The following is an 18,649-nucleotide window of genomic DNA, read 5'->3' as shown; positions in this document are numbered from 1 at the left end:
TAAATTATCAATAATAGGTTTATAAAAAACAGAGAGGTATTTAATACTATGGTTGCTCCCAAATCGAATTCTACCAACTCGCCATTCAGTCGTAAACGACAATTAGTTGACTTATGGCTCCACCGCCCACGTTCGGCAAGATATTAGCTGCGCTCTTTATCTGTTTAGCCTAAAAACAGGCTGACTAATAAAAAAAATGCCGTTAGAGCCGAAGGCGATGTTGGCCCTAAAATAAATTGATATCGTGGCGGTACTTTATTTCATCACAGCTTTATAAATTTATGAAATATCGTCCCATCGCCTTGTATTGCATAAACGCATGGATTTAATTTTCAATTCGTTGAATTCTGGTAACATTGGTGGGTATGGTGGGAAATTGAATAGCAGAAAACATGAGAAAAATTGAAAGTGGTATCGTGACTATTGTTGAAAATTACGTTGCAGCCTGGAGCGGACATGAGATCCGTTTTGATAACATGGTCGATCGGGCCGGTTTTTGCTACTACCTCACAAAAAAAAAGCCCGTGACCGCAGTCACAGGCTTCACTTCGTTAAAACCAGCTTATGTTACAGCGTTTTTATCGGTCTTTCGGCAGTTTTAAAAGGCGGATATAATTCCTGTCTGTCAAATAACGGCGAGCGGCATCTTGGTAGGCGTCGCTTTTCAATGACTTAAGTAGTTCGCGGTGCTTTTCAATAGCGTCGATGTCTTCTTGATTTTGATACTGATTGGTCAAGTAGCTTAACCAGAACGGATTGCTTTCCATGCTACTTTCGATGACTGCATTTTCTTCGCTCTGGAATTTTTTCATGTCGTCTGCACTAGGTCCCTGACCTTTAATTGATTCAATTTCCTCCCAAGTCGCATTTATTAATTTGTCCACGTTTGTGGGTGCGCAAGTAAACGATATGGTAAAAGAATATTGTTGTAAATGGTTGGATATATCCAAATTTACCTTTGGCGAGTAAACTCCGCTTTCCTTTTCGCGAAGTCTCTCTAATAAATGAATCTCCAATATTTGTTTTATTCCTTCCAGTTTCAAATTTTCTTCTGTACTAAAATGATATTCGCCGCTGATTACCATAGATACTGTGGCTTTGTCCTCATCGCCGGCCTTTACAGTTTTCGTGAGCCGCCCGCGGGGGATTCTGATATTCAGATCGCGCCAGTTGTTGTGTCGATTCGAAGACGGCAATGCGCCAAGATATTTTTCAAATAAAGGCTTTGCTTTTTCAAGATTTATATTTCCAACGAATACAAAAGTAAAATTCGACGCATCACTAAATTGCTCACGATAAAGTTTAAGTACTTTGTCGAGATCTATTTCCTTAATCTCATCGAGACTAATCGGCTTCCTTCGGTAGGCGTTGTTTGTCAGAACGGCATTTACGGTATCCGCAAACTGGTTATCAGGGATATCAATCTTATTTTGAAGAGAGGCGGTCAGTCTGCCTATTTCGCTTTGAAATACGGCCGTGTCTTTCCTAGGACTGGTGAAATATAGGTAGGCCAGTTGAAGGGCGGTCTCTAAATCTGAAATGTTCGTGGTACCATACAATCCAGCAAAGCGTTCGTTGATAAATGGACTCGCACCAACAATTTTACCTGTTAACTTCAATCGTAGGGCTTCGCTGCCAAATGACCCGATACCGCTTTGTGAAACGATTGCAGCTGCAAAAGAGGCCGACCGGAAGTCCGCATCCGTAGTTGCGGAAGTACCCCCGGGACTAAATGCCGAGAAAGCAATTTCATTGTTTTTAAAGTTCGTCGGCTTCACAATGATCCGCAGGCCATTGCTCAGCACGAGTTCGCGACCATTAAAGGCTTTTATATCCTTACTCGACATAATTTTGCCGGGAGAAGATATCGTTTCGAGTAATGGTTTTGCCTCCGTGTCTGATTGTCCGGAATTTGCATTGACCGTTGGCGCGGTGCTCGTATCGGCTTCATCAAGCCAGGCTGCCAGTCCTGCTTCAACTGGTAACTTGTCTTTTGCAGACACGGGTCCGAAGGCGATTACATCACGATCGGGCATGGCCAAATACCGCTTCATCATTTGTTTTAAGTGACTGGGGCTGATGGTTGGAAGATAGGCGGTAGTTAATTCGGCCTCTTTTAGTGCTCCGGGACTGGCCTCTCCTTGGAGAAACAACCTGGTGTATTCGCCTGCCAACTGGCCACTTGGTACTTTATCCACCTCGTCAGCCTGCGCCTGAACTCGCGAAAGATAAAAAGTTTTCGCAGTCTCTAATTCAACATCGGTAAATCCGTTGTCTCTGATTTTTGTCAATTCGCGCCAAAGCGCTTGAAAACCGGGTTTCAACAATCCGTTCTTAGTTGATACGGTTATTGTTAGGGCGTCAACATTCGATAAAATTGGCTGCACAGAGGCTCCGGCGCCCAGATAAAACGCGGCATTTTTCTCATAAACAGATTGAAGCCTGTTAGCCAGCACCAGGTTAAAAAGATTGCGTTTCACATAGTCTAGATAATCAGCATTGGTTCTGAGTTTCCGGTGCGGAAATTTATAGATTATTTGTAGTGACGATCCCTGCATTTCCTTATCAGTAATCACGGCATACTGTTTTATTCCGTTCAACTGAATTTGATAATCTGGTCTGGTTTTGGGGACGGCAGGCGCTTTCAAATCATCAAACAAACCTTTAACCTTTTGTTCAATGGCCTTTGGATCTATATCCCCTACCACAATAATACCTTCCAAGTCGGGACGGTACCAATCTTTATAGAAAGAACGAATCGTTTCCTGATCGAAATTTTTAAGAACACTATCTACGCCTATCGGCAAACGGGAGGCATATTTCGATCTATTGTAAAGGATGGGCAGAATACGCTCACTTATCCTCGACTGTATGCCGGAACGCATACGCTCTTCCTCCAAAACCACACCTCTTTCTTTATCGAGCTCCGCCTGATCAAGTGTAGCATCCTGCGCCCAGTCACGTATCACCTGCAGCGCCTGATCGACTAAAGCCATATTATCTGCTGCTATCGGGAGCTGATAAACTGTCTCATCAAATGATGTGTAAGCGTTTAAATCGGCGCCAAAACGTACACCAGTTTTTTGCAAAAATTCCACCAGGCTGTTGGCTGGGAAATGCTTTGTGCCATTAAAACTCATGTGTTCCATAAAATGTGCAAGACCTCGCTGGTTGTCATTTTCCAGCACTGACCCAGCCTTGATCACCAGATATACGGTTACTTTTTTTTTCGGTACTGCATTTTTGCGGATAATATAAGTAAAGCCGTTTTTTAACTGGCCTTTTAGGATGCCAGGGTCCTGTGGCAACTCTTGTGAAGAAGCCCGGTTGGTAAATAAAGCGCCGGTTAATAGCACCCCGATTTTGAGTATTTTAAATAGTTTCATTTAATATTTTTTAGTTTCTTATTTGCCTTTTAATGTGTATACCATATCCCGATAGTTTGAAGCGACCTTTATTCCATCGGCGTTCACAATTGTAAAGGCGATGATATAATCATTTGAGCCAGCTATTTTTGTTGGATCCACAATAATCGGTAGCTGGGCCTGGTTCGCTCCCTTGGCAATAGTCACATGCAAATCACCAACCGAATAGGCGTTAGCAGGCAATTTGATATAGTTTTTCCCAAAAGTATTGTTATAAGCTATTGAAAGAGAATCATTTACCTTTAAAGTCACAGTAATGTTCTTTGGTGCCGCATCTACAAATGAGTAGGTCACCCTGAGATTCAGCTTTTTTGTTCCGAGTGCGCTATCTGTCAACATTATCGGGAAAAAGGATCTGCCTGGATAATTCGACAATGGGTTGATAATAATCGGTTCTATGCCTGAGTAGTCAGGCTTGATATCATCTTTCAAACAGCCCGGCAATATTGTAAGCGAGCAAAGGACGATAATATATAATGATATTTTTTTCATGTTGATAAATTTTAAATTAGGGCATCCACCAGATTTTGCTGCTAAAAACATTTACTGGACCATAGGCGTTAAGATTAGCTGAATTTGTTAAATATTCATTGAACCCATAATCGAGTCGGATGGGCAGTGTATTACTCACCCTCCCCGGATCGACAGAGAGTGGAACAACAGGGAAACTTCCATTACGCCTGTAATCCGTCCACGACTCAACAGGATCTATACCATTGAGGGCAATGTATTTTTGACTCATCAGCAGCTTGTATTTATCTGGCGCCGCACTCCAGCTGACTCTAGCATTTGCTCCCGTCACCTGGGTATTGTACCATGTTGAAAAAATAGCATCCGATAAAGCAGGAGCAGACCGGGACTTACCTACGTTCAGCCAGCGGAACGATTCCTTAACAGCATCGATGTAGGCTTGCTGTGAATCACCCGGTAACCATCCTCTTTGTATAGCCTCAGCTTGCAGAAATTTGCTTTCAATGCTGGTAATCGCCCATCCATCCATGTTATTTCCTTTGATAATTCCCGCAGATGCATCATTGACAACATCCGTATTGTTATTGCCACCTACGGCCGAAATATAGGAGCGAGTTTGAAAAGGGTAGCGAAATACGTTAACTGCAAGACCGAATTGTGCTCCCCTGAAGTCAGCAGGTCCTGGTTGGGGAAATGGCTCAGCACCACCCGCCGGAAAGGGTACATCAATCGGGGAATAGATGAAAGCCAGGCGAGGATCATCATCAGCTTTTAAAAGGTTCATGCCAAAAACATTGGCGTGTGCGTAATCGAGCGAAAGTCCGAACTCATCAGCACGGCCACCAAATACCCGGTTCTTATTGGAGTATAAGCCATAATATTTCGATACACCTTTAACCAGATTATAACCGGGGTTGACGGCAGCATCTGTTCCGCTTGGCAAGAAACCCGACCCTTGATTTATAATTTTGGTCATCTCTGCTTTTATATAACTCTCCCGGCCGGGGAGATTTGCCTGATGGATCAATAGTCTTAACTTAAGCGTATTTATAAACTGCTGCCATTTTTGCTTATCTCCGTGAAACATAATGTCTGAGGCGGCGATCTTGGGATTTTTAGCCATATCTGCATTTTTGATCAGGGAGGATGCCTGCGTCAGCTCGTTCATCACATTTTCATAGATAGATTGACCACTGTCATATTTAGGACGAAGAATGTCAGGGTTGAAAGCTTCCGTATAAGGAGCATTATTTACCTCGTCAACTACACGGGCCCACATTAATGATTTGACCGTTTTTGCTACGCCAACATAAAAATCTTCATGGAGCGAGGATGCTTTCTGTTCCATCAAAATGATTTCCGTGACTGGATAGCTCTTCTGCGTCGGTTGCTTGTAGGTAGTAATTGGCGTACCATTGCCTAAAGCAGGCGGACACCAATAGCCCATCCACATCGCTGTTAAGTCAAAATCTGACGGAAAACTAGCCGTTTGTTCTAAAACTGTCGCGATGACTAAATCCGGTGTAATTTGGGTATCCGTAAGCTCTCTCGGGTTGTAATTGACATCCAGCCAATTTTTCTTGCAGGAGCCGAGTAAAATAAGCGCGCTGGTCATGCAGGCGCTTAGTAATAATCTAAATGACTTTTTCATATTCGTAATTAAAAGGTAAGTCCAAGTGTAAATCCATACATAAATGTTCCCGGGAGTGTATTGGGTGTGCTGGAACCGCCAACTAAATTGTTGGTTTGGCTTTGCGTGCGCTGCCCGAGTGACTGAATAAAACCGTTATTGAGCCCTGGACCGTATGAACCTACGGGATCACCAAAAATGTTCGATTTGGGATAGAAAGCGAAAAGGTCCCTGACATATAAGCCAGCTGTCATTGATTTTATGAACTTTTTATTGGGGGCCGCGTCATATTGCAAAGCAACTTCCCGTATTTTCCAGAAACTGGCGCTGCGTATCGAATTGATATTTGCGTAGGAAGCCTGTGAGAAAAAGTTCTGTCCAGCATCTGACATGGCAATTTCAGTGTTTTTGATGTAATGACCAGGGATATCTTCTATCACGGAGTTCGGATATATAAAAGGTTGCCTGTTGGTGAGCAGTGTAAAAGAACTCGTTCCATTCAGAATTGAACGTGAACTAAATTGGTGGTCGTTACCTGCCGAATAATCAGCTTGGGTACTTAGCGTAAAATGCTTATAGGCGACATTTAAGGTTAGCCCCCCTTGATAAACCGGCAGTGTTTTTCCTTTGATCTGTGGATTTAGATAATCGTAAGTAGGTATGCCTGAAACTTTGTCAACAATTACCGAACCTCCGGGAGAACGTTTGAAATCGTAGACGCCATATTGAAAAGCCGTCTCCCCTTCTTTAGCGTAATAGATCAACCCGGTGGATGGATCTTGTGCAATAAAAACGCCGTTGTAAACGTCGGAAACCTTTAAAACCTTGTTATTATTATAAGAAAGCCTGCCGGAAAGTGAAATCCTCGGTCCACCTGAAAAATCAACTAACGGATCGAGCGTCAGGTCGAACTCTAACCCCTTGTTTCTTATTTTCCCCGCATTGTCATAATCCGGGAAGCCGGAATATGGCGGCACGCGTACCTTCAATATAACACCGTCGTTAACTTGTGTATAATAAGTTGCATCAAATCTGACCCGATTTTTCAGAATTCCGATCTCGACGCCGTATTCCTGCGACCAGATCTTTTCCGGCTTAATATTCGGGTTTGGATTGGTCTGTACGCCATAGGCCAGTGTCGACACGCCGGTGGAAGAGGTATAAGGATAAGGAAACACGACATAAAAACGCCGCTCACTTTGCTGGGGCTCGATATTAAGGTTGGCTGTCCTGACTAGAGAAACGCGTAACCTGAATGCAGACAACCAGTCCTGTTTCTTCAAAAATGGAACTACTTCTTTCAACACGATCGATGAATTACCGCCGAAATAGAAGTCTTTTCCCCTGGCTACTTTTGCCTCTTTAGAATCCCACTCATTTCTTGCGGTCAACTCCAGAAAAAAGCGGTCCTTATAGCCCATCGAGGCTGTTCCAAAAGCCGAAATATTGCGTTGCTGCATGGTTGTTTCATCCGCTCCTATACCATAATCGGAACGCGCATAAATGTCATTATAGATAGGAATGACCAGGGAGGCATTCGTTTTCAGTATTTTACTGTAAATATCCCTGATCGAATTTCCAACGCTACCACGGAAAACGAAATCATCCGTCTGTGTCAGGGCCGAAATAATGAAATCGTTATTCAAGGTGAGCGCAGTTCCTACATAATCCGCGGTGGTGGGGTCTGTATCCGATCGTTTAGCCGGATCCACCCTTGCGTAATCTGAGAAAGTAAACGGCTCTGCATTGGTTTTTTGCCGTCGGGAATTGTATATAGCGCCAAGCTGATCTTTTACTGATAACCACGGCAGAATTTTGACGTTTGCAAACATATTGCCGTTAAATACATTATCCGTCTGTTTTTGACGGGCGGATGCAAGCTTCGCATAGGGATTTATGCCGTTCCAATAGTTGTCAGCACTTCCCCAGTACGAGTTGCGGTAATCTTTATAATTCAGTAGGGGAATGAAACTAGGCGTTTCTAGTATATCCTGGGTAACATCTGCCCCTCTGTCTGAATTAGTTTGAGCGAAATTTATGGTAAGACCTAGGTCTAATGCCTGGCCAACTTTATTGGAAGCATTGTATAATACCGAAGTTTGGTTTTGTTTATCTCCCGGCAACAGTCCTGTTTGGTCTAAATGACCTATACCGAGGTATAGATTGGAGTTTGCGCCGCCATTGGCTAAAGATACATTGGTTCGGTTTGTAGAAGCAACATTGAAAAACTTATGCCGGTCATTGTTGTAGGAATACGGTACCATTTGGTACTTGCCATTGGCATCGGGATAGCCAATTGGTACAAGTTGACCATTATAAGCAGGACCCCAGCTGGATATATCCTGTCCTCCAAAAATACTCGTGGCATTTCCCTTACCGTATTGCTTTTGTTCGTCCTGGTAGCGCCAGTCGATCCGGTTAAAGCTTTGATTGGTTTTGACGTTAACTGCAACTACGCCAATTTTGACCTTTTTTGTAGTAATGACGATCACGCCGTTTACACCCTCAGGTCCATATAACGCCGTGCCGTTGGCACCCTTTAAAACTGTTACGTCTTCGATGTCTGCAGGGTTAAGGTTGTTGATAAAGTCAACCGCTTGCTGTCCTGAATCACCATCTGATCCAAAAGAAAGGGGCGAGCCATTGAAAATGAAAAGCGGTTGATTGTTGCTGGACTCACCAAAGGAGCGGATTCCCCGTATCAGGATATGCATCTGCGGAGACATGGAAGAACTCTCTGACATAATATTTAAGCCGGAGACCTTACCTGTCAGCCCCATTAGGAGTGAGCCGCTATTAGCCTTGGTTAAGTCGTCACCGCTTACTTTTGCGACCGAATAACCTAATTCGCGTTTATTGCGTTCGATACCGTAAGCCGTGGTTACCTTGACTTCATCCAAACTTGTAATTTCAGGGGTCATAATTACTTTACTGTTGACTTTTCCAGCTGCAATTTCAATTTTCCTATAGCCTAAGAAACTGAATAACAATAAAGCATCTTGGTCCACGTTATTTAGTGTGAATTTCCCGTTTGAGTCTGTAAGGGTAGATTTATCTATTCCCTTGACCTTTACCGTGGTTCCTGGCATGGGAGCGCCTTTTTCATTGACGACAATTCCTGACACGTTGATAGACTCTAGGTAATCAACAATGCTCTTAATGATCCGGCTTCGCCCCCGAGTGATCAAAATTGTTTTGTCTTTGATTTCGTAAGTGAGTCCTGAGCCTGCCAGGCAGCTTTTTAAAACTTGGTCGAGCGCCGCGTTTTCAAAGCTGACATCAATATTTTGACCTGGATCCAGGTCATTTTCGTTCCAAAGAAGATTATAGCCGGTTTGGATACGGATTTGTCTTAATACGGTTGAGAGCGGAATTGATCTTCCGGAAAGGGTCACCTTCTGGGCAAAAGTGGAAGCGCTGACCTGGAGAATCGTCGCAATGAGGAAAACTGTCGTTAACTTCATTAATAGAATGATTTTGTAGGCACAGGAATTTCCTGTGCACCGGATTCTTGTAGAAATTCGATACATTTGAATGTTTGGGTTTAAACTTTATAGGAATGAATGAACTCTAGGGTATACCCGAACATTTTAGCCGGAAATGTTTGCTGCATTTCCGGTTTTTTATTCAGGGTATCCCAGTACTAAGGGCTGGAGTTAGTTGAAATAGTCATGCTGTGATTCAGTTATTTAATGATTTGAAATTACTTTTACTTCGTTTTCCTGGATTTCGAAACGTACATGCCCTACGACACTTACTTTTTCTAATATCTTTTCTATACTGGAAAATCGGGAAATCGATCCGCCGATTCGGATCTGCTCATCGGCTGGGTTTTCAAAGATTATTTTACACCCATACCATCGCGCCAGTTTGCGTGTTACACTACCCAATTGTTCACTGTCAAATACAAAAAGGCCCCTTTGCCAATCTATTGCGTCAGATGCTTCCACATTTTTTATTCTAATATTTCCGTTGGAAATAACCGATTGCGTGCCCGGGGTCAGGTATTGGTATTGATGACTGATCGTATCCATCACCTTTACCGAACCGGAAAGCAGCGTACTTTTAATTGTTTTATCTTCTAAATAGGCACTAATGTTAAAATGCGTTCCCAGCACCTGTAGTCTTTGGGAGCCTGAATTGACAATGAAAGGTTTATTAACGTCACGTTTTACTTCAAAATAAGCCTCTCCCTTAAGTTCAACTATTCGTTCTTTATTGCGAAATACCGTAGGGTAACTGATTTTCGAAGCAGCATTGAGCCAAACTTTGGTGCCATCCGATAAAACCAATTGCCATTGTCCGCCTTTGGGTGTCTCTACAGAATTGAACGAATATGGTTCAACATCTCTACCATGGGGCAGGTAAATCACATTTCCGTTTGAAGAAACATTCAAGCTGGCACCTGGCTGCGAGATACGCCTCATATTTACTTGAGCGGAAAGGTCAAGCTGCTCTCCATTAGCCAGTGTAAGTAGAGCTTTGTTCCCCCCGGCCTTGATCGTTGTTTTGCTTGTTATAGCAACTGCCGGCAATGTGTTGTTTCTGAAAATTAAAATGGAAACGGAACAAACGAGCAATATTGAGGCCGCTGCGACAACCACCCGGTGATAGGCCCACCAAATTTGTCTTATGGTGCCGGCCTTCAAATTAACACCGGTCACTTCCCGAATATTTGCCCTGATCCGGCGATCTATGCGGGTTTGTGATTTTTTTTTCAGCAATGGTCTCAACATTGCCTGTTCTAATAAAAACTGCTCAACAACAATCCGCTCTTCTTTTGTGCACCCGCCGTCACAATAACGAATTATTAGCTGTTCTATATTTTCTTCCATAGCGTGTTAAAAGGATAACCTTTCAATATACACTGCATCATAATACCCTTTGGTAGTAGATTTATTTTAAAATAATTTAACAGTAAATTGATATGACTGATATAATAGCTCACGACGCACAGAGTAACAATGATTTCATCAACATCTGCGACATGGTCACTGCGGCAGGCGTTGAAAAATGGTTCATGGTTGGTTAAAGCAATTTTCGAAAAAGAGCGGCTATGAGAAGGAAATATATTCTGGTATTAAGCCGCAACGCGATAATTTTTAGTGCATTATTAATCTGCTTTTTGACGGTAGTTTCAGCGATGCCAAGCTCGGCAGCAATCTCTTTGTGAGAAAGGTGTTCATCGCGACTTAACAGGTATATGCGTTGCATTTTACGCGGAAGGGACGCAACAGCCTTATCAATACTTTGCGCCAGTTTTTTGACATCGATGTGCTCGGGATCCAAATGAAATTGCTCCATCCTTTGAGCCAGACGTTCAATAAATACCGATCTGTTTGCATCTTTAATTAAGGTCCGTAATGAGAGGTATCTGGCACTTCTAATCAGATAGGCAGACAGCGCGCCCTGTAATGAAAGAGTTAGCCGCCTGTTCCAGATAGAAATAAAAATCTCCTGAACGATATCAGCAGCATCATCTTCAGACCTGGTGAGCCCAAAGGCATAATTAACGAGCATATTCCAATATCTGTCATATATAGCCGTAAATGCCTGCTCGTCTTCATTATTTAAAAGGTAAATCAATTCGCTGTCGCTACAGTGGTGATAGTCCGGCATTTTCTAAAGGTCACTCATTCGTTAAATTATTAAACATTCATTTCCCGGCCGAAAGGTATATAAGCCTGAGGGGATCTAATATTCGTTTTCCCGTTTTGTATTCTTAAACCTTTCAACCGCTTCACCACGGCTAGACCACTCATTGATTTAAGCGTTAAATGTAAGAATCATACTTCGGTTTTGCAATTGGCTTGTATATTGAAAGGCTTCAATTGAAGAAATTTAACATCATTACGTATCGTAGTACTTTATAACAGATTGAAGATGGTATACTGCGTTGATTAGGTGTATCGGTTTGGTGGCGGCTTAGTCCCAATTTGAGATACTCCAGATCGTTAAGTGTAACTTGAAGGAACATAACTGCCCCAGGGTTTCGCCTGAAAAGCAATCTTGATATTCCTAAATGAATCTTACCACAGGCTGTTATATTTCTAAAAACCTGTAGGCCGGTTATAGCCCACAGGTATCAATTAAAACAAAAAACAATTACTCCTAAATTATTCTTAATTCCATCCCCCAAGTGAACGGTAAAGGTCGACGATACCGTCTTGCCTTATTTAGGGTAGGCATTCCCATCTGACTTTGCAATACATCGCTTTCGGCAACGATCACTTCGAGGTAAGTTGCCTTTCCATTCCTAACAATAAATGGGAGTTTTAAGCAACTTGTTGGAGGGTGTCGGTCCTTTTGCTGCCAATTGCTATTGTTGTTTTTACCTATCAGTTTATAAGGGCATCAGATACTTCGCCATAAGCCCTAAGCACTGATTGACGAAAGCGAATATCGGTAATTTCCTATTACACCTCATTTTGAAGCCTTACTTAAGCAACAGGTAGTTAAAAATCAATAATAGCCAGAAACTCCACTCCTCATAAAAGGCAATAAAAGAACCGGGGACATTTGAAATCATTGACCTAATAAATAAGTACAAAAAGGGACTGGTGCAGGAAGCACCGATCTGACAATGTTGATGGCGACTTCATTTTGAGTTTGCGGCTAATGAAATAGTAATACGAAGAGTTTTCGCAATAGGTTATCTTCATGTGGTTAATAGCTTTTGCGTTATTCGCATATCTGGTAGCAACCCACATTGTAGTTGATGAAAAAGCGACCAATTAATTTATGAATAGCAACCTATTTTATCCCAATAAAGGTTGTCACCCCTACCTAGATGCGATAGAGGCTCATCTTGATGATCCTGTCAGCAAGTAACCCGATTAGGGATTAGCTATATTTAATTTAGGGAAATTGATCAAGTTGCCGCTGCAACAATTCAACATTTAACATTTTAGTGCTTTCCCAGGCTTTGGCAGCCTGAGCGGTAAAATAGCAATGCGTTTTCATTTGTTCCAGAGTCTTCTTTATAGCATCTTGTGGGCTTATTGAAATTTTGGTCAAAGCTTCTCTTTCCATAATCAGTACCTTATACCCTGCCGAAAAAGCTGGGTCACCGTAATCGGAAGACAAGGCATCATAAGCCATTTCTTCTAAAAACCCACGCTTCTTTTTGTTGTCTAACACAGATATCAGGTCACCAATTTCTTGCTTTACATCCTGCGTAACAAATTGGCTCGTAAGGAAAGTTTCAGCTAAGATTAATGCGGTCGATTTATCATGATTGATTTCTAAGAGAAAACCGGAACCGTAAAACCAAATTGCTGTTTCAAGAATAAACATCCCAAGTTCATTCAACCGGCCATGGTTTGCAAGCATTTTTGCAGCTTCAATGGTGCGATTAACCCAATTTATATCGTGATACAGGAATTTATCAACTTGCTGTATTTTAAACAAAGAGGTAACATGTACTGCGACCGTCTCCCGTAATTGTGAAATATTCATTTAATGATAATCTTTTATTTAATTATTCATTATTTCACAATAAAAGTGCCTTTAGTTAATTCATTGATAGTATGCACATTGACCCCAAATGGGTTCTTTTTTTCTTTGATATATCGTAAATCATCGAAAGTTGTAGTGATAAAAATCTTCGTGAATGCATATTAGCTAATAATCTGCCTAAGCCTTTGAAATTTAATATCAAACGCTATTTTTTATACATGGGTGCGATATTTACCTGGGTTAATATTATCCAAGCCAAGGCGTAGTACGTTTGCAGTGTCAAAATTACTTGGCACTAAAAAAAATGAAAACTATTATTTTAACATTGGCCATAGCCCTGATGGGTATCACCGCCTTTGCACAAAACAAAACTAAAATCAACTCACAACATACTATCGTTATTGTACCGGGGGCTTGGACTGATCCATCAGCATGGGCATATGTAAAACCTACGCTTAAAGCCAAAGGCTTTAACGTCATTGCGGTTACACTTCCTGGACATGGTCAGGACACTACTTCCTTTGCCCATATCACGCTGCAATCTTATGTTGACGCCGGTGAAAAAGCCATCGGCAACAAGACTGACGTTATTCTCGTAGGTCACAGCATGGCCGGTATAGTAATCAGCCAGGTAGCTGAAAACATTCCGGCTCAAATCAAAAAGCTGGTTTATGTAGCGGCTTACCTTCCTCAGAATGGAGAAAGCTTGTTATAATTGGCACAGACCGATGCCGATGCCCATGTTGGTAAATATTTGCAGATCAGCGAAGCAACGGGTTCGGCTAATATTGCTAAAGAAGGAATCGTTGATGCATTCGTAGAAGATTCGCCGAAACCGGTTCAGGATCAGGTTGTCACAGGCTTTAAAGCGGATCCTTTGGCTCCTCTGGCAGGCAAAGTTAATTTAACTGAGATCAGCTTCGGCTCTATATCAAAAACGTATATCCACACATTAAATGACCACTCCGTTAGTTATAAATTACAACAGGCTATGGTCGGTAAGTCTAATGTAAAAAAAGAATATTCTCTACCCAGCAGCCACACGCCTTTCCTTTCTATGCCTGATAAATTAGCAGCGATTATCATCAGCGAAGCGAAATAACAATCAGCAAGTTTCTATTATCATATAACTCACCGGAATTTCCCCGGTGAGTTTCTTTTTTTAAATTTACATCTGTGAGTTTAAATGATATGACGGAATTCGACTAACTACAGCAAGCATTATTCACCACAGCCGGACTCAACCTTGAAGACTTTCAACTTTCCCGCTCTTACTGGAAGTTGAAATCATACAAGAAGGGTGAATTTTATAATGAATACCAAAATGTCTACAAACATCTCGGCTTCATCGTGAACGGCGTTTTCAGAATTTACCGGGCAGATGAAAAAACCGGCGAAGAAAAGAATATGTTATTTTATCCCAACGGCCAGTTCATCGCTTCCTATAAAAGTTTTATCAACCAAACTGCATGCGATTATTATACGTCGTCTATGAATGACTCGGTAATCCTTTACATCCACATTGACAACCTAAAAAAGCTATACCAACAATCGCACAGCTGGGAGCGCTTCGGCCGAATGATCGCGGAGTTGGCCTATCACCAGGTGATCAGTAATACTGAAGGTTTTTTGTTCAAAAGCACTGAAGAGCGGTACCTGGAAATGCTTGAGTTACATCCGTACATACGAAATAAAAAAGTATGGCTAAATTAAGGAGTACGGCTATTTTATGTAATTGTTATTTTAATTATCTTTAACAAAAGCAATTATCATTTTAAAAACAAGAATACAAAACAGTTAATAAATAATTAATTGAGCAACAAAATACTACCTAAATACTTGATAAATTGCGATATAACACCAAAAAAAATATGTAGACAGTCAAAATTATAGATCGCAGGCTGTTTAGCCTCAATAAATTAAGCAATCTAGCGTATGGAAGTCACTGTTAATCACGTAAAAAGAAAAATTGAATCTAGTTTTGAAAGTTTTACAGCCCGGTTCGAACACGAAGCGGATCATTTTTTGGAGTCAGTTTCTCCTGAAACCGAAGTAGAGCGAGCTGCCCGCGAAAATGGAGAGGATCGGGTTGGGCGTATCAAATTAACCATACGCCAATTTTCAGGTACTGGCCTCCGTTTTAAGCTTTATGGTTTGCAAATTAAAATTCGGGATGCGACAGATAACCCAGTTCCGAAAAGCTTAAAATCCCTTAAAAACCCCGGCGCTGCACTATATGCGCCGATGGACTTTCTTGTTTATGAAAATGATAACCGGGAAGTTATCATAGAATACTATCAACCGTCTGTATTCTACGACACATTTGTAGATAAATCGGGAGAAACTGGAAAAAAATTTGACATGAAGTTTCAAAGCCTAATCGATTTCGCCGACTTATCTTTGAATTAAGGATCGTCTACAGCTTTGCTTAATTCACCTAATAATAAGTGTTTTTTGTTGCTTTAATAATTTTAAAATAACGTTCCTGATTTTTTGATCTGGTGGTAAATTCAAAGTAGGCCTCCCGGTTAATAATTTGCTCATGATTTGCAAAGGTGATATTCCGGTTGCTCAATCCGGTATACTAATCGAGTAGACGGAAGTTTAGTATTATAAAGCTGCTAAAACGAAGTATGAGTTGCGGAGGTTGGGCATAAATATTCAGCAGAAATCTATCCTCATTGATGATCGCATCGTTACATGCTCTGCTATTGAAGTAGTATTTCAATTACTGAAACACCTTACTTCTATCTAAAATGGTGATTACGTCCGATCATTGTTCGGATTCACAAAGTAAGTGGACGGCAATTAAAACGCCGTCCACCTTAAATAGTTTATCGCATATACTTATAACTATAAATCCGGGTTAATTAACCATAAATTTCTCCCACTGCCCCACGGTTGTGCGGTCACAAATCATCGGATTAGTTCCATCCTCAGCAGTAACATATTTTCCATTGTTACCGCGCAGAGAGACCGAGCCATCAGAATTAATAATATAATCAAATACTTCCCACTCGCCGACAGCATTTCTGTTACAGGTAATCGGTCCATTCCCATTTTCAGATGACACGAACTTTCCCATACTTTGCAGCGCAACTTTGCCCTGACCTGCATTCACCATTGTGAAAGTTTCCCACGCATCTCCATGAGGCACATTGCAATACATAGGGCCGTTACCGTTTTCACCACCAACCCAAAGATTATTATATCCTATAATTTTGATCTGTTTATTATACGGCGGCAGGTGCATTGCACCACCACCTTTTATGGGTTCCGTAGGTCTAAGTGTGGTTAATGGAATCAGGTGTTTAAACATTTTGGTGCCATCGTTGGTCAGTCTTAAATAATAGTCTGAAGAGCATTTTACCCCATCTTCATCGAGCGCCAGCAAACCGAGACCGGCTGGCTGCATGGATTCATTCTCGGCGGTCTTCGCAATCTGATTAGCTTCGTTGTATTCGTCAAACATGGAAATATAGAGCCCTTGGGCTCCTAAACGTGTCATATTATAAAACTGGTGCCACATGAAATCGCCGTGTACGCGATGTCTTGCCGAAAGATCTCCCGGTAATACACATGCCTGATAGGCTATGTTGTTTGCTTTACAATAAACCATATCCGGCTGGTTATAATTTGTATAATAAAAGTCGGATGTCTGGCTATCTCCTATCGCTCCGACCATCCACGGCGAAATCATATCCAATGCTTTATAAACCGGTTCAAAGTTTTTCGCCCCAGGCTGGATGTAATCACGCCATTCATGCGGAACACCACCGATCACGTAACAGCCTTTACTCTTAAACCAATTGACCACATCCAGTTCGGCTGCAGGCGTCTGGTCACGGTCTGCAAATCCAATGCCCCAGATGCAAACTACCGGCTTGCCTCCCTGCATACCGTAGGCCTTGGAGGCCGTGTACTGCGCCATTTTATTCGTCCAGTCGGACTTGATCTCATTTTGAAAACTATCCCAGCCGCTAATGTCGTACATGATATAGAATTTTACATCATGTGCCTCTGCCGCCGTTTTTACTTTCGCAGTAATAGCATTACGCATATCACGATAATCCTGGAAACGTTGCAAGGCTGCCACTTCAATTCCGTTCTCCTGCATCCATCGAAAATGAGTATCTACGGTCTGATCGGTAAACGACGAGAATAATTTCGTCGTCTGGCCGTCGCCTTGTTTGGGTAAGCCGGTGGTAAACAATGTGGTGTACTCCCTAACATCAGGCCATGATTTCACCATATTACCAACTTTTGGGGGAGTATTGTCTCCGGTCCAATGCCACCAAATAGCTTCATTCGCGCCATCGTTGGGAATACTGAACCAGCCCTGGTATCCAACCACCACTTTGCCCACTACGTCCCCGGTAATGGCAATATTGCTAACGGAAGTTTTTGCTAATGCCAGCTTGCCGTCAATACCGGCCGGTAGGTCCGACTTTTTACATCCGGCCATTACAATAAGTAATACGATAAAATATTTTTTCACAGGTTAAATTTTGATTAACCTACACGAAAGCAATGCCGCTTTTAAACAACTTCATTTCTAGCCGATTATCCGTTCTCCAAATCAAAAATGATACTTTATATCGTGTATGAACGGCGATCTAATGACATTTCGTAAATAAGAGTCCCTTTGAATATTTGTTTTAGCCTGAGGCGAAGTCGTCAAAAGATGGCAGCGATTACCAGATAAGAAGATCATCAAGCATCCTAAGCAGTTATTGGCGTTCAGAATATAAATGTGGTAAAGTTGTCTCAAAGGCTATTGACCTGCCAGTTGATGAAAGAGCGGGTTGGATTAATTTTAAGCTGCTTCTTAGTTAAATTTTGTCATTTAGTGTTGATTGAAAAGAAATTTGAGCAGATCGGATCTTTACTTGACAGTACACTTAACTGAAATTTATTTTAGAGTTTACAAGAATAGTACGCGGAATCAAATAAATAAGAAAGCATATATCCCCAATTTATTCCGCAGTACTTTTAACGCGTTATTGACTTGTTTTTTTACCGTTTTTTCGGAGATATCCAGTTGCTCCGCAATTTCACGATGTGTCAGGTGTGCTTTACGACTCAATTCAAACACTTCCCTCATTTTAGGCGGCAATTCGGATATTTCGCGTTCGATCATTTCCGTAAGCTGACGTTCCCTGACCAGGTGGTCCGTTTCATATTTATCTGCCTGGATAAAGTCAGAGAGCGATGTCAAATATCTTTGCGCCACCTTCCTGTGAGCGATGATATCAAAAACGCCGTTTCTGACAGATGCGTATAAGTAAGCAGATAAACCATAAGTAAAGTTTATGAATTCCCGTTTGGTCCATAACTTCGAAAAAATCTCCTGCAAAACATCTTTCGCTTCCTCTTTGTCCTGCAGTATTCGAAAAGCGTGTATGTATAGCACCCCTTTAAAGCGGTCGTAGATAGTTTCAAAGGCTAACTGGTCACCAAGCTTTAACAGTGATGATAACTGGTCGTCACTACACGAAGCGTAATTAATTTCATTCATACGGCCGGGCGAAGATATTGTTATTTCTTAAAAACCCTATTTAGGGGACCAAATTTCATATCATTTGTATGTTTAATCTTATGATTGTTTATGCTGTTTTTTATATTAGTACTAATATACTGATTTAAGCGTAAATTGTCGGTGTAT

General features: G+C 41.7%; 14 protein-coding genes. 5 read left to right on the top strand and 9 right to left on the bottom strand.

Annotated elements, in window-relative coordinates; translation table 11 throughout:
- The first annotated feature begins 392 nt into the window (after positions 1 to 392).
- Positions 393 to 602: a hypothetical protein gene (locus tag AC1D0K_RS08320; RefSeq protein WP_477393237.1), complete on the top strand. Its 210-nt coding sequence runs from the start codon at positions 393 to 395 to the stop codon at positions 600 to 602.
- Here AC1D0K_RS08320 and AC1D0K_RS08315 read toward each other — a convergent pair.
- The 7 genes from AC1D0K_RS08315 to AC1D0K_RS08285 all read right to left on the bottom strand — a co-directional run bounded on the left by AC1D0K_RS08315 (position 579) and on the right by AC1D0K_RS08285 (position 12,984).
- The gene (locus AC1D0K_RS08315; RefSeq protein WP_477393235.1) at positions 579 to 3,386 is read right to left on the bottom strand and encodes a M16 family metallopeptidase; all 2,808 of its coding nucleotides are present in this window, start codon (positions 3,384 to 3,386) and stop codon (positions 579 to 581) included. The two genes, AC1D0K_RS08320 and AC1D0K_RS08315, sit on opposite strands and share 24 nt — an antisense overlap.
- 18 nt (positions 3,387 to 3,404) lie before the next feature.
- Positions 3,405 to 3,917 (bottom strand): DUF1735 domain-containing protein, encoded by a 513-nt coding sequence (locus tag AC1D0K_RS08310; protein WP_477393234.1) that lies wholly within the window; start codon positions 3,915 to 3,917, stop codon positions 3,405 to 3,407.
- A gap of 16 nt (positions 3,918 to 3,933) precedes the next feature.
- Complete coding sequence (locus AC1D0K_RS08305; protein WP_477393232.1) at positions 3,934 to 5,547, bottom strand: SusD/RagB family nutrient-binding outer membrane lipoprotein; 1,614 nt, start codon at positions 5,545 to 5,547, stop codon at positions 3,934 to 3,936.
- Between the two features lie 8 nt (positions 5,548 to 5,555).
- Positions 5,556 to 8,990, bottom strand: a complete 3,435-nt coding sequence (locus AC1D0K_RS08300; RefSeq protein WP_477393230.1) for a SusC/RagA family TonB-linked outer membrane protein — start codon at positions 8,988 to 8,990, stop codon at positions 5,556 to 5,558.
- A gap of 225 nt (positions 8,991 to 9,215) precedes the next feature.
- The gene (locus AC1D0K_RS08295) at positions 9,216 to 10,361 is read right to left on the bottom strand and encodes a FecR family protein (RefSeq protein ID WP_477393228.1); all 1,146 of its coding nucleotides are present in this window, start codon (positions 10,359 to 10,361) and stop codon (positions 9,216 to 9,218) included.
- Between the two features lie 193 nt (positions 10,362 to 10,554).
- Entirely contained in the window at positions 10,555 to 11,145 is a 591-nt protein-coding gene (locus tag AC1D0K_RS08290) for an RNA polymerase sigma factor (protein ID WP_477393225.1), read from the bottom strand.
- A gap of 1,239 nt (positions 11,146 to 12,384) precedes the next feature.
- Positions 12,385 to 12,984 (bottom strand): hypothetical protein, encoded by a 600-nt coding sequence (locus AC1D0K_RS08285; RefSeq protein ID WP_477393223.1) that lies wholly within the window; start codon positions 12,982 to 12,984, stop codon positions 12,385 to 12,387.
- A 304-nt stretch (positions 12,985 to 13,288) separates the two neighbouring features.
- Between AC1D0K_RS08285 and AC1D0K_RS08280 the strand changes: the two genes are divergently transcribed.
- The 4 genes from AC1D0K_RS08280 to AC1D0K_RS08265 all read left to right on the top strand — a co-directional run bounded on the left by AC1D0K_RS08280 (position 13,289) and on the right by AC1D0K_RS08265 (position 15,393).
- On the top strand, positions 13,289 to 13,699 hold the full coding sequence (locus AC1D0K_RS08280; protein WP_477393221.1) for an alpha/beta fold hydrolase: 411 nt from the start codon (positions 13,289 to 13,291) through the stop codon (positions 13,697 to 13,699).
- Complete coding sequence (locus AC1D0K_RS08275) at positions 13,700 to 14,086, top strand: hypothetical protein (RefSeq protein ID WP_477393219.1); 387 nt, start codon at positions 13,700 to 13,702, stop codon at positions 14,084 to 14,086.
- A gap of 179 nt (positions 14,087 to 14,265) precedes the next feature.
- Positions 14,266 to 14,697 carry a Crp/Fnr family transcriptional regulator gene (locus AC1D0K_RS08270; RefSeq protein WP_477393217.1) on the top strand — a complete coding sequence of 144 codons (432 nt, stop codon included), beginning with the start codon at positions 14,266 to 14,268 and terminating at the stop codon, positions 14,695 to 14,697.
- 222 nt (positions 14,698 to 14,919) lie between these two features.
- Positions 14,920 to 15,393 carry a hypothetical protein gene (locus AC1D0K_RS08265; RefSeq protein ID WP_477393215.1) on the top strand — a complete coding sequence of 158 codons (474 nt, stop codon included), beginning with the start codon at positions 14,920 to 14,922 and terminating at the stop codon, positions 15,391 to 15,393.
- A gap of 457 nt (positions 15,394 to 15,850) precedes the next feature.
- Here AC1D0K_RS08265 and AC1D0K_RS08260 read toward each other — a convergent pair whose 3' ends face one another.
- A complete protein-coding gene (locus AC1D0K_RS08260) occupies positions 15,851 to 17,482 on the bottom strand; it encodes a hypothetical protein (protein ID WP_477393213.1) in 1,632 nt (543 codons plus the stop codon).
- 447 nt (positions 17,483 to 17,929) lie between these two features.
- Complete coding sequence (locus AC1D0K_RS08255) at positions 17,930 to 18,502, bottom strand: RNA polymerase sigma-70 factor (protein ID WP_477393211.1); 573 nt, start codon at positions 18,500 to 18,502, stop codon at positions 17,930 to 17,932.
- Between the last annotated feature and the right edge of the window lie 147 nt (positions 18,503 to 18,649).

The organism is Mucilaginibacter sp. P1_A3 (assembly GCF_056406855.1).
Note: the sequence above shows the minus strand (reverse complement) of the source record. Positions and strands in the feature narration are given on the sequence as shown.

Coding starts and splice junctions, on each gene's coding strand:
- AC1D0K_RS08320 (WP_477393237.1), top strand. CDS start 393: ATGAGAAAAATTGAAAGTGGTATCGTGACTATTGTTGAAAATTACGTT.
- AC1D0K_RS08315 (WP_477393235.1), bottom strand. CDS start 3,386: ATGAAACTATTTAAAATACTCAAAATCGGGGTGCTATTAACCGGCGCT.
- AC1D0K_RS08310 (WP_477393234.1), bottom strand. CDS start 3,917: ATGAAAAAAATATCATTATATATTATCGTCCTTTGCTCGCTTACAATA.
- AC1D0K_RS08305 (WP_477393232.1), bottom strand. CDS start 5,547: ATGAAAAAGTCATTTAGATTATTACTAAGCGCCTGCATGACCAGCGCG.
- AC1D0K_RS08300 (WP_477393230.1), bottom strand. CDS start 8,990: ATGAAGTTAACGACAGTTTTCCTCATTGCGACGATTCTCCAGGTCAGC.
- AC1D0K_RS08295 (WP_477393228.1), bottom strand. CDS start 10,361: ATGGAAGAAAATATAGAACAGCTAATAATTCGTTATTGTGACGGCGGG.
- AC1D0K_RS08290 (WP_477393225.1), bottom strand. CDS start 11,145: ATGCCGGACTATCACCACTGTAGCGACAGCGAATTGATTTACCTTTTA.
- AC1D0K_RS08285 (WP_477393223.1), bottom strand. CDS start 12,984: ATGAATATTTCACAATTACGGGAGACGGTCGCAGTACATGTTACCTCT.
- AC1D0K_RS08280 (WP_477393221.1), top strand. CDS start 13,289: ATGAAAACTATTATTTTAACATTGGCCATAGCCCTGATGGGTATCACC.
- AC1D0K_RS08265 (WP_477393215.1), top strand. CDS start 14,920: ATGGAAGTCACTGTTAATCACGTAAAAAGAAAAATTGAATCTAGTTTT.
- AC1D0K_RS08255 (WP_477393211.1), bottom strand. CDS start 18,502: ATGAATGAAATTAATTACGCTTCGTGTAGTGACGACCAGTTATCATCA.